Here is a 12,567-nt window from a genome sequence, read left to right on the forward strand (position 1 = left end):
ATTTTGTGAGCTCAAGCGTTACTCTGATTCTACGTGCATGCTTATGGTTAGTGGTTACTCTCTTAGTAACGCTAGCCATTGCTGTTACTACACTGCGTGTAGCCTTACCCAATTTAAACAAGTATCAATCTGAAATTGAGCTTTGGGTAAATCAACATTCTGGTTTTGAGTTTTCTATTCAAGACGTGGGTGGTTTTTGGCGTAACACTCACCCCTCCATCGCGCTGCAAGGTGTAAAAGCCAGCCTTCCTAATGCAGAAGATGTGACCTTCTCTGTTGAACGTGTTGAAGTCGAGTTCGACTTGATTCAATCGCTCGTTCAGATGCGTCCGGTTGTAGCCGATCTGGTTATGAACCAGATGTATCTTGATATCCGATCTATTGACCTATTTGCTGGGCAAAACGAGACAGATAAACCTAAAGATTCTGGCTCTTCTAAGCGAGTGATGAATGAGCTCGATAACCTGTTGCTGAAAACCTTGGTCGACGTCACCGCAAAAGATTCCACCATTTTGTATCGTGCTGTCTCTGATGAAGAACGTCAGCTTGATATCGAAACTTTAAAGTGGCAGAACTCAGGTAAACACCACCTCGCAGAAGGTGTGGTGAGCATCAAAGACGCTAACCTCAACTCTTTGTCAGTAAGCGCTAACTTTATTGATGGCGGCTCACTGACTGATGTTACTGGTGAGTTTTATGTCAGTGCAGATAACATCTCGATAAAACCTTGGTTAACCCGTTACATGCAGGAGGAGTCTGGCATTGAAACGGGGACTGTGAGCCTAAATAGCTGGCTCACGTTACGTAATAGCAAGCCAGTCAGCGCCTACGTCGAAGTGCTGCCTTCAGAATTGACCTGGAACGAAGATGGCAAGCATGACTTGATGCTTGAATCAGGCGTATTTAAGTTGTCTCCAATCGATGATGGCTGGCAAGTGAATGGTCACTCACTTAACTTGAGAACCGATGACACGCCATGGCCTGAGCTCGATGTTGCATTTAAATGGCAACAAGGTCCTTGGCAACTTAACGTTTCTGAGCTCGATATTTCGACGATTACTCCGCTGATTAAGCTGCTGCCAGACTCAGAAGAGTCAACCAAGATGATAAATGTGCTGTCTCCGGGCGGTACGGTCTCTGATATTCGTCTATCGATGGAATCTGGTATCGATAGCTTACGTTACTCGGCTAGCTTTTCTGATCTTGCGATTGAGCAGTGGGATTTAGTGCCTGGCTTTAGCCAAGTTTCAGGTAGCGTGTTCGGCTCAATGACAGAAGCAAAAGCCAGCCTACATGTAATTGATGATGTGTTCCCGTATGGCGATGTTTTCCAAGCGCCTTTAAATATCAAGCAAGGTCAGGTTGACATTGTATGGCAGCAAGATGAGAGCGGTTGGAAGCTTTGGTCTGATAAAGTCACAGCAGCCACGCCAGATTTACAGGTGCTGGGTGCATTTCGCTTAGATTTCCCTGAAGGTGCGAGCCCTTACTTATCATTTTATGGTGAAGCAGACGCTTACAATGTCGGCGAAACATGGCGTTATCTACCGACCTTAGCACTTGGGCAAGACCTGACTGATTACCTATCTACTGCTATTCAAGCGGGTAAGGCTGATACTGTAAAACTGTTGTGGCATGGTGAATTGGCTAATTACCCATACGCGAATCACGATGGTATTTTCCAAATTTGGGTTGGATTAGAAGATGCTAAGTTTAGTTTTGATACTGCGTGGCCGCTGATTACAGACCTGCAACTTGATCTACTGTTTGAGAATGATGCGATGCATCTCGATTCTCGCTCTGCACAATTAATGGATGTGACTGCCGATCGAATCACAGGCAGTATTCCTTACTTGGGTGAAGGCGGTCATATTGAGATAGAAGCGAAGGCAACCGCGTCAGGTAATGCGGTGCGCGATTACATGACAGCTTCGCCACTGGTTGACTCGGTGGGTGCTGCGTTAACCGCACTTCAAGTGAGCGGTGATGTCTCTTCCGAATTCCAGCTTAATATCCCATTCGACTCTGATAAAGAAGCCAGAGCGTGGGGTTACGCTGACCTAAGCGGCAATCATGTTGAAATTGAAGCGCCACCGATGGTGTTGGAAAACACCACGGGTCGGATTGAGTTTGATAATGATGTGGTGACAGCAAATGGTTTAGCCGCAGACTTGCTTAAACAAGGTATCTCTATTGATTTCAAAGGGCAGAATGATGGCCCAGGCTACGCTGTTGATATCGATGTGCTAGGCGACTGGGATGTGAAGCCTTTAGAGCCTTACATTGGTGAGCAGTGGTTAAGTCGTCTATCTGGTCATGCACAATGGCAAAGTCAGATCGATATTCAATTGAATGATATCGGCTTTACCTACCAATTGGATTTGCAGTCTGACCTAAAATATCTCGCAAGTGATTACCCATATCCATTGGCCAAGAAGTCATTAGAGAGTGGCTCTGCGAGGTTACAAGCATCAGGTAACCAAGAAGCGATTACTGCACGTTTGCAGTTGCCGAATACTAAGTACCAAGCTGAAATTGATATCACGGGTGATGTGCCTGAACTTACCGCGACTAACCTAGTGCTAGGTCGAGGTGGCTATAAGATTAGCCCTGTGGTTGGTCATCATGCATTGATTCGTACGGATAAGTTTAATGCCGATGATTGGCTTTCGGTGATCATGGAGCCAGTACAGCCATCAACTGCTGTTCTAAGCCAAATGAACACACCAACTATTCCAGCTCCAAGTCGTGTGACTTTTGAAAGTAAGGAGCTGATTCTTGGTGGTATTTCTTGGAATGATGTTGATTTTAGTGCACGCAAGAATAAACAAGCTTGGCAAATGGAAGTATCGAGCCAAGAGTTAGAAGGGGATATTAATTATCTGCCTCCTTATGATTTAACTGTGTCATTGGATCGCCTGCACCTGTTTGTTCCAGAATGGAGCGATAAATCAAAGCAAGAGCCATTGCTGCAACGCAAAGAGCAAGAAGCACCGTTGATCTCTGAATTCGATAGAAAGATTCATGATGTGATGCCGAATCTCAAGCTAACCTTGAACGACTTCTGGCTTCAAGGCTATAAAGTTGGCAAGGTGGATGTTGAGCTGGCGAGAGAAGAAAACCGCCTTGCGTGGAAGAAAATTCAGGTACGCAGTGGCGGCAACAAAGCAGATGTCAGTGGCTGGTGGGAATTGAATGGTGACAAGAGTCATTCTTCGTTGAAAGTTGATGTGGAAGGTGAAAACAACAGTGAGTTGATGGAGCGCTTTGGCATCACCTCGGGGATTCAAAAAGCACCATTTGAGCTAGAAGCTCAACTTGACTGGGACGGTTCACCTTGGGGTATTAAGATGGATACTCTGGATGGCGACGTAAAAACCAAGTTCGGTAAAGGTATTATTTCAGATGTGAGCGGGGCAGCTCGCTTACTTGGTTTGTTTAGCTTAGATTCGATCATCCGCAAGATGCAGCTCGATTTCTCTGATGTGTTTGATAAAGGCATGGCATTTAACAGCATTACAGGCACGGGCAAGATGCAAAATGGTATCTTCCTGACCAATGACCTGAATATGGATGCCGTGGCGGGTGAGATGAAGATAAAAGGCATCGCGAACCTCAATACTCGTCAGGTAGATGCAGAAGTAAACTTTACGCCAGATATCACTTCGGGTATTCCAGTGCTAACAGCGTTTGCGGTAACGCCTCAAACAGCGTTGTATGTGTTGGCGGTAACTACGGTTATTTCACCGGTTGTTGAGGTCTTTACTCAGGTTAATTACTCGGTTAAAGGTCCGCTGGATTCACCAACGGTAAGCGAGCTTTCACGTAGTTCTGGTGAGTTCCAACTTCCAGAAAACTTAAGGAAGTTGGCTGAGTAAAAGTAAGGCCTAATATACAGATAAATAGTGATTTCTGAATCATAATGAATGGAGAAGCAGTGCACATGGATTGTGTTGGTTTGATTCAAATGACTTCGGGCCCAGACCCTGACTGTAACCTTGATTATCTCGCCAAAGAGGTAGCTAAGTGTAAAGCGTTAGGGGCTAAATGGGTCGTTTGCCCAGAGAATGCATTGGTATTCGGTAGCAAAGCGGATTATCACCAGTATGCCGAGCCATTGAATGATGGCCCATTGCAGAAGAAACTGGCTGAGTTAGCCAAGCTTCATCGCATTTGGATCATTGTGGGCAGTATGCCGATAAGCACAGCGAAAGGTGTCACCACCACGACTCTGGTAATTGATGACTTTGGCAGCTTAGTGGCTCACTACGACAAGCTACACATGTTCGATGTGGATGTCGCTGATGCTCACAAGTGCTATCGAGAGTCTGATATTTTCACTCCTGGTGACCGAGTTGTGACAACGGAAACGTCTTTTGGTCACTTAGGTTTAAGTATTTGTTATGATGTGCGCTTTCCTCACTTGTATTCAGAGCTACGCAAGCAAGGCGCGCAGATCATGGTGGTACCAGCGGCGTTTACTGCGGTAACTGGTCAGGCGCACTGGGAAGCACTGTTAAGATGCCGGGCAATCGAAACACAATCGTGGATTGTTGCGGTAGGGCAAGGTGGTAAGCACCCTTGCCAAAGAGAAACATGGGGACACTCTATGGTGGTTGATCCCTGGGGAAGAGTGGTCGCACAGTTAGACCAAGATCCTAAAAGTATGGTGGTCGAGATAGACACATCCAGTTGTGAATCCATTAGGCAAAATATGCCAATCACACAACACACTCGATTTACCAATCAATTTTAATTACAGACAAGAGCCATCTATGAGCATTAATCAAATTGAAGAAGCGCTACTGAACCCAACAGGGCTTACGGAGCAAAATATCGCAGATACATTGGCGAGCATTGCTACCCGCCAAATTGATTATGCTGATATCTACTTTCAGTCAAGCTGGCACGAATCTTTAGTGCTAGAAGACAGCATTATCAAAGACGGCTCTTTCAATATCGATTGCGGCGTAGGTGTTCGTGCTGTATCTGGCGAAAAGACCGGCTTTGCTTACTCTGACCAAATCCAACTCGATGGCCTTAAGCAGAGCGCAATTGCAGCTCGTGGTATCGCGAAGCAAGGTCAAAACGGCAAGGTGCAAGCCTTCAAGCGTAACTCCAACCAAACTTACTATGATGCAGTTAACCCGCTAGCAAGCTGGGAAAAACAGCAAAAAACAGAACTTCTTAAGTCATTGGATGCTTACATTCGTACTAAAGAACCTATGGTGACGGAAGTTTCAGTGAGTCTAAGCGGCGTACATGAGCAGATGCTTGTTGCTGCGACGGATGGAACTTACGCAGGCGATATTCGTCCGCTAGTTCGTCTATCTATTAGTGTTCTTGCTCAGAAGGGGGATCGCCGTGAGCGTGGTAGTGCTGGTGGTGGTGGCCGTTTTGGTTACGACTTCTTCCTAAGCGATGACAAAGGCACTCAAGTTGCTTATCAGTTTGCGGATGAAGCGATTCGCCAAGCGCTTGTTAACCTTGAAGCCGTTGCTGCGCCTGCTGGTGCAATGCCTGTGGTTCTTGGTTCTGGTTGGCCGGGCGTTCTACTGCACGAAGCGGTAGGTCACGGTTTAGAAGGCGACTTCAACCGTAAAGAGTCTTCAGTATTCTCTGGTAAAGTTGGCGAACAAGTGACTTCAAGCCTGTGTACGATTGTCGATGACGGTACATTGACTGATCTTCGTGGTTCATTGAACGTCGATGATGAAGGTGTTAACGGTCAGTACAACACGTTGATCGAAAACGGCATCTTAAAAGGTTACATGCAAGACAAGCTGAATGCTCGTCTAATGGGTGTAGCTCCTACAGGTAACGGTCGTCGTGAGTCTTATGCGCACCTTCCAATGCCACGTATGACTAACACCTACATGCTGCCGGGTGAGCACACACCAGAAGAGATCATCGCGACAGTAGATAAAGGTATCTACGCACCAAACTTCGGCGGTGGTCAGGTTGATATTACGTCTGGTAAGTTTGTGTTCTCAGCTTCTGAAGCGTATATGATTGAAAACGGTAAGATCACTCACCCAGTGAAGGGCGCAACGTTGATTGGCTCTGGTATCGAAGCGATGCAGCAGGTGTCTATGGTTGGTAATGATCTAAGTATCGACCGTGGTGTGGGTGTATGTGGTAAGGCTGGTCAGAGCGTGCCAGTGGGTGTTGGTCAACCAACATTGAAACTAGATTCATTAACGGTTGGCGGTACTGAGTAAATCAGGCTCGCTGCAGCAACGTTAGCACAAAGATAGAATTGAAAAGCGCCTCCATTGTGAGGCGCTTTTTGGTTTTTGAGGTAAGTTGAGTTGTAGCAAAAAGTGATTACATGTTCTCTTCGGCAAATTCTGCCAGTCGGCTACGTACCACGCCATTGAGGTGGATATTGGCACTACCTTCGAAGTTTTTAAAACGCTCAACCATGTAGGTTAAACCGGAAGTCACAGGGGTTAGATAGGAAGAGTCGATTTGCGCTAGGTTGCCTGAGCAGACAATCTTGGTGCCTTCGCCACAACGGGTGATGATAGTTTTGATTTGTGAAGCGGTCAGGTTTTGACACTCATCGAGAAGCACAAACGCATTTTGGATGGAACGGCCGCGCATGAAGTTGATCGATTTGAACTGGATGTTGGCTTTATCACAGATGTACTTCATTGACCCTTCGGTGCAGTGGTCGTTTTTGTGCAGCGCTTCCAGTGTATCGGTGACGGCGGCCAACCAAGGCAGCATCTTCTCTTCCTCAGTACCAGGAAGGAAACCAATAGACTCACCAATGTCAGGCGTGTTTCGGGTTACGATGATCTTATCGAACTGTTTACGCTCAATGGTTTGCTCAAGTGCTGCGGCCATCGCGAGCAGTGTTTTACCACTACCTGCCGCGCCAGTTAGGATCACCAGGTCAATATCTGGGTCGAGTAGCGCATCAATTGCCATTCCCTGATAAATATTCTTGGGTGTGATGTCCCAGGCTCTGCGGTTCATCAAGCGTTCACGGCTTAAGTCTCTGAGAGTGACGGTTTCGGTATCAATCTCTTCAACTCTTGCTGCAAAGTCGCTCTCTTCATCAATCACATACTGGTTGAGGAAGGTTGGTTCGAAAGGCTCTCTTGCTAGCGTATGGAAGGTTTTTCCGGCTAGGGTTTTACTTTCCACATTGTCGATACCATCCCAAAATGCGCCCTCAAGTTGTTGGAAACCTTTGGTGAGGTATTGGATATCATCGATGAGTTGGTCGGTTTGATAATCTTCAACGAAGCGTACGCCCGCGCCTTTTGCACGTAAACGCATGTTGATGTCTTTGGTGATGAGAACCACTTCACGTGGCGCGCGTTTATTTTGAAGATAGAGTACAGCGTTGAGGATTCGGTTATCGCCTGCCTTGTCGTCGGCAAAGGCTTTGATGCTTTCTTGAAGTTCGTAATCGGCGAGTATTGAGATACTGCCTGAGGCCTTAATGTCTTTAGTAAAAGGGATGCCTTCCGATATTTGGTCTGGTGTGGCTTCCCTGAATAAATCTTCGAGAGTTCGAATTGCAATTCTCGCATCTCTTGCAACGTCCCTCTTACTGTCTTTGATTCTGTCTAGTTCTTCTAGCACTGTCATGGGGATAACGACATCGTGCTCTTGGAAAGAAAATATAGCGAAGGGTTCGTGAAGTAGGATATTGGTGTCTAAAACGAATAGCTTCCGGTTGGTCTCGCCCATAGCATCTCCTTGCCGAAGTACGGCTTGCTTTGCATCGATTGAACGTAGATTAAGCTCACTTAAAGGTTAGTCTCTCATTCTGGTGATAGTCAACTGCTCACCTAAAGTTCAACGAGAGAAATATTGCCATATTGTGATGGATGAATATGGCGTGTTCACTAACGGCAGCAATCTACTACCAATAGGTTAACCATGTTTTTTTGACAGTTTGATTGCATTGGCGAAAACAGAAAAAAAGTATGAAATCATCTCCTTTAGACGTGACCTAAATCACAGCATCGAGTAAGATTAGCGACCTTTTTCTGCACCATTTTCTCGAGATATTTATTATCTAGAGCGCACTTAAAAAGTGGCTGCAAACTAGGCATTTTTGGCTATATTTTTAGTTCAAGAGCGGTAAGGTTCTTGTTTCAAATATCAGTTAAAAAGACCAAATTCCAACTATAAGATTGAGGTAGTCGATTCATGACATTTGCTTTGGGGCAACGCTGGATAAGCGATACGGAGAGCGATTTAGGTTTAGGTACCGTTGTAGCAATGGATGCTCGCACAGTGACACTAATGTTTGCAGCATCAGAAGAAAACCGTGTGTATGCACGTACGGATGCTCCCGTAACCCGAGTAACGTTTAATGTAGGCGATGTCATCGAATGCCAAGAAGGTTGGTCTCTGTCTGTCGAAGAAGTAATCGAAGATAAAGGGCTACTAACCTACCTGGGTACTCGCGAAGATACCCAGGAATCAGAAGTGACTCTGCGTGAAATCTTCTTAAGTAATCAGATTCGTTTTAACAAACCACAAGACAAACTGTACGCAGGTCAAATTGACCGTATGGATAATTTTGTGTTGCGTTACCGTGCGTTAAGCAATCAGTACCAACAACACAAGAGCCCAATGCGTGGCTTGTGTGGTATGCGTGCTGGCCTAATCCCTCACCAGTTGTACATCGCTCATGAAGTGGGTCGCCGTCATGCGCCACGTGTTTTATTAGCCGATGAAGTTGGCCTAGGTAAAACCATCGAAGCGGGTATGATCATTCACCAGCAGGTGTTGTCTGGTCGTGCGGAACGCATCCTGATCGTGGTACCTGAAACACTACAACACCAATGGCTAGTTGAGATGATGCGTCGTTTCAATCTGCACTTTTCTATCTTTGATGAAGAGCGTTGTATTGAAGCCTTTGCAGAATCAGATAACCCATTTGATACACAGCAATACGTTCTGTGTTCGTTAGATTTCTTACGTAAGAGCCGTAAGCGCTATGAGCAGGCACTTGAGGGCGAGTGGGATCTATTGGTTGTCGATGAAGCGCACCACCTTGAGTGGAGCCAAGACAAACCAAGCCGTGAATACCAAGTGGTAGAAGGCTTGGCAGAAAATACTCCTGGTGTGCTTTTGCTGACTGCGACTCCAGAGCAACTGGGCCGTGAGAGTCACTTTGCACGTCTGCGTCTATTGGACCCTGATCGCTTCTACGATTACGAAGCCTTCGTCGAAGAAGAAGATCAATACGCACCGGTTGCTGATGCTGTTACCGCACTATTCTCAGGCGTGAAACTTGAAGACAGCGCGAAGAATCAGATTACAGAACTGCTTTCTGAGCAAGATGTTGAGCCTCTATTCCGTGTTATCGAAGGCGATAGCAGCGAAGAAGAGCAAGCATTAGCTCGCCAAGAACTGATTGATAACCTTATGGATCGCCATGGTACTGGCCGTGTTCTATTTAGAAACACACGTGCCGCTATCAAAGGCTTCCCTAAGCGTAACGTAAACCTACTGCCGATGGACATTCCAACGCAGTACACCACGTCGATGCGTGTATCAGGTATGATCGGTGGCAAGATGGCACCAGAAGCCCGTGCGATGAAGATGCTTTATCCGGAAGAGATCTTCCAAGAGTTTGAAGGTGAAGACTCAAGCTGGTGGCAGTTTGATTCACGTGTTAACTGGCTGATTGAAAAGATCCAAGACAAGCGTAGCGAAAAGATCCTGGTGATCGCATCGCGTGCAAGTACGGCTCTGCAACTAGAGCAGGCACTGCGCGAGCGTGAAGGTGTACGTGCAACTGTATTCCACGAAGGCATGTCAATTCTAGAGCGTGATAAAGCAGCGGCTTATTTTGCTCAAGAAGAGGGCGGTGCTCAGGTGCTTATCTGTAGTGAAATCGGCTCTGAAGGCCGTAATTTCCAGTTCGCTAACCAATTAGTGATGTTTGATCTACCGTTCAACCCGGACTTGCTTGAGCAACGTATTGGTCGTTTGGATCGTATCGGTCAACAGCGTGATATTGATATTCATGTTCCATATCTGAAAGGCACATCACAAGCGATCCTAGCGCGTTGGTTTGATGAAGGTCTGAATGCCTTTGCGGAAACGTGCCCAACTGGTCGCACGGTTTATGACAAGTACTCAGACGTGCTTATCGAAATGCTAGCTTCTGGTAACACAGAACAGCTTGATGAAGTGATCGAAGAGTCATCCAAGCTAAATCAAAGCCTAAAAGCGGATCTAGAAAAAGGCCGAGATCGCCTACTAGAGATGCACTCAAACGGCGGCGACAAAGCGCACGAGATTGCAGAGAAGATCGCATCAACCGATGGCGACACTAACCTAGTTACTTTTGCGTTGAGCTTGTTCGACACTATTGGTTTGAACCAAGACGACAAAGGTGAAAATGCGCTAGTAGTAACACCGTCTGAGCACATGATGGTACCAAGCTACCCAGGCTTACCTTATGAAGGCGCAACTATCACGTTCGACCGTGATACCGCACTTTCTCGTGAAGACATGAACTTCATTAGCTGGGAGCACCCAATGATTCAGGGTGGTATTGATTTACTACTTAGCGAAGGGGTGGGTACTTCTGCGGTATCACTACTTAAGAACAAAGCGCTGCCGGTTGGTACTATCTTGCTTGAATTGGTTTACCTGGTGGATGCACAAGCACCGAAACGCAGTGGTATCAGCCAGTTCCTGCCTAAGACTCCGATTCGTTTGATGATGGATGGCCGTGGTAACGACCTATCTGCTCAGGTTGAATTTGATAGCTTTAACCGCCAGCTAAGCCCGGTGAACCGTCACCTAGCAAGTAAGTTAGTTAACTCGGTACAAGGCGAAATTCACAAGCTGATCGAAGCGGGTGAGGCACAAGTTCTTCCTAAAGTTGAAGAAGTGCGTCAGCAAGCGCAAAGAGATATGCAGACAAACCTCAACGGTGAACTAGAGCGTCTACAAGCTCTGAAAGCGGTGAACCCGAACATTCGTGATGAAGAGTTAGAAGTTATCGAAGCTCAGATTAACGAACTGACAGGCTACATCAGCAAAGCTCAGGTTCAACTAGACTCGCTACGCTTGATTGTGGTTTCTCACAATTAATATTAGCTAGTCCGTGAACAACAAATAAGGCCTTCATCATGAAGGCCTTATTTTTATCTCGAGTTTGTAGATGGTAGTGATTGGTGGATTACATTAACCATTTCCACCAAACAAACACGGCCAAGAAACCAAATAAGTAAACTAAGCCTGCGACAGACAGCCATTTTAGTTTGCTACCAATGGCTAACGCTTCTGGAAGCTTAGCTTTATTCACCAAGATGAAGTTAAGCAGAGCGAAGAATGGTGTCGTTGCGAAAGCAAGTACCATTGCGAAATCGAGCATTGGCATTAATGCTGCGCTGAAGAACATCACAATCGCGAGTGCGGCGATAGAGACAATGATGATCCAACCTTGCAGCATGCGCGGGCTCGACTCTTTGTTGAGTAACAGACGTTGTGATTCCGCAAGTACACGAGAGTAGCCGTCGATAACGGTAATCGTACTACCAAAGATGCAGAAGAAAGCGATAATGGCGATTAGTGGACGTGACCATTCGCCAATCGTTGACGCGTAAATACCAACTAACTGGTGAGTAAAGCCCACACCAGAGCGAGACAGTTCTACACCTGAACCGTGAAGTACGAGAGCACCCAAAGCGACAAACACTAACGCAAGCAGTGCTGTACCAATGTAGCCGACGTTGAAATCGAACAAGGCAGATTGAGCTGTGACTTCTTGTTTCTCTTTTTGGCTTTTTAGCCACATAGAAGTGATGCTTGAAATCTCAATAGGGGCAGGCATCCAACCCATGGTTACCACGATAAAGCCAATAGCAGCCAAAGACCAAGGTGATGGTGGAACAAAAGCAGCATCCGGTTCAACAGGTGAGCCGATTGCAATGGCGACAGCAGCTAGAGTGGTGATCGTAAGGATCGCCATGATCGCTTTTGAAAGGGTGTCCAGAGCACGGTAATGCCCTGCAAATAAGATGATCAAGCAGGTCGCGAGTACGATCATACAAAGCGTACTGGTTGCTAACTCAAAAGGAATGAAGTAGCTAAGTAAACTCGCACTAAACAGCAGTAGTGCGGCTGTGTTTACGACGGCTGAAATAGCACTTAGTATCGAAAAGATCACTAGGTAAGGGCGACCTAGGTTTGAATAACCCTCAACCAAGCTTTGCCCTGTACCAAGCGTGTACTGGATGCCGGCACGAAAGAAAGGGTACTTGAAAAGGTTTACCAGGATGATTAGAGCTGCCAGTTGCCAACCATAGATGGCTCCGGCTTTGGTTGAGGCAACTAAGTGTGAACCGCCGACTGCAGCAGCGGCCATCATAATACCTGGGCCAAGAGACTTAATTAAACTGGATAGGGGAGCTGAGGTTTTTGTTGTGGTTGTTTTAACCGTACTGTCCATCATGGTTCCTTCGATGTTGGCTTGTTATTTTCCGTTACCCTATCAATACCATGTTTTGTAAACTCGTCAACTTTTATGTACGAAAACATTAAAAATTGTATTTATTAATAAACGAATTAACTGTG

Annotated in this window: 6 protein-coding genes; 4 read left to right on the forward strand and 2 right to left on the reverse strand. The window is 46.2% G+C overall.

The window, feature by feature from the left end; all coding sequences use genetic code 11:
• The first annotated feature begins 5 nt into the window (after window positions 1-5).
• The 3 genes from L1D55_RS10245 to tldD all read left to right on the forward strand — a co-directional run bounded on the left by L1D55_RS10245 (window position 6) and on the right by tldD (window position 6,221).
• Window positions 6-3,878, forward strand: coding sequence for a YhdP family protein (locus tag L1D55_RS10245; RefSeq protein WP_239917362.1), 3,873 nt, complete (start codon window positions 6-8; stop codon window positions 3,876-3,878).
• A gap of 65 nt (window positions 3,879-3,943) precedes the next feature.
• On the forward strand, window positions 3,944-4,756 hold the full coding sequence (locus L1D55_RS10250; RefSeq protein ID WP_239917387.1) for a carbon-nitrogen hydrolase family protein: 813 nt from the start codon (window positions 3,944-3,946) through the stop codon (window positions 4,754-4,756).
• Window positions 4,757-4,775: 19 nt separating this feature from the next.
• Window positions 4,776-6,221, forward strand: coding sequence for a metalloprotease TldD (tldD, locus tag L1D55_RS10255; protein WP_017630734.1), 1,446 nt, complete (start codon window positions 4,776-4,778; stop codon window positions 6,219-6,221).
• A gap of 106 nt (window positions 6,222-6,327) precedes the next feature.
• Here the strand turns inward: tldD and L1D55_RS10260 are convergent, their stop codons facing one another.
• Window positions 6,328-7,707 carry a PhoH family protein gene (locus L1D55_RS10260; protein ID WP_102424041.1) on the reverse strand — a complete coding sequence of 460 codons (1,380 nt, stop codon included), beginning with the start codon at window positions 7,705-7,707 and terminating at the stop codon, window positions 6,328-6,330.
• 465 nt (window positions 7,708-8,172) lie between these two features.
• Here L1D55_RS10260 and rapA point away from each other — a divergent pair, with 465 nt between their 5' ends.
• Complete coding sequence (gene rapA, locus L1D55_RS10265; RefSeq protein WP_239917363.1) at window positions 8,173-11,082, forward strand: RNA polymerase-associated protein RapA; 2,910 nt, start codon at window positions 8,173-8,175, stop codon at window positions 11,080-11,082.
• Window positions 11,083-11,170: 88 nt separating this feature from the next.
• Here the strand turns inward: rapA and L1D55_RS10270 are convergent, their stop codons facing one another.
• The gene (locus L1D55_RS10270) at window positions 11,171-12,442 is read right to left on the reverse strand and encodes a divalent metal cation transporter (RefSeq protein ID WP_239917364.1); all 1,272 of its coding nucleotides are present in this window, start codon (window positions 12,440-12,442) and stop codon (window positions 11,171-11,173) included.
• Window positions 12,443-12,567 lie beyond the last annotated feature (125 nt).

This window comes from Vibrio sp. Isolate22, assembly GCF_022398115.1.
In the GTDB taxonomy this organism is placed as follows: domain Bacteria; phylum Pseudomonadota; class Gammaproteobacteria; order Enterobacterales; family Vibrionaceae; genus Vibrio.

What these genes read in the sequence shown, in the direction of transcription:
- tldD (WP_017630734.1), top strand. Translation starts at nt 4,776, where the DNA reads ATGAGCATTAATCAAATTGAAGAAGCGCTACTGAACCCAACAGGGCTT.
- rapA (WP_239917363.1), top strand. Translation starts at nt 8,173, where the DNA reads ATGACATTTGCTTTGGGGCAACGCTGGATAAGCGATACGGAGAGCGAT.
- L1D55_RS10270 (WP_239917364.1), bottom strand. Translation starts at nt 12,442, where the DNA reads ATGGACAGTACGGTTAAAACAACCACAACAAAAACCTCAGCTCCCCTA.
- L1D55_RS10260 (WP_102424041.1), bottom strand. Translation starts at nt 7,707, where the DNA reads ATGGGCGAGACCAACCGGAAGCTATTCGTTTTAGACACCAATATCCTA.
- L1D55_RS10250 (WP_239917387.1), top strand. Translation starts at nt 3,944, where the DNA reads ATGGATTGTGTTGGTTTGATTCAAATGACTTCGGGCCCAGACCCTGAC.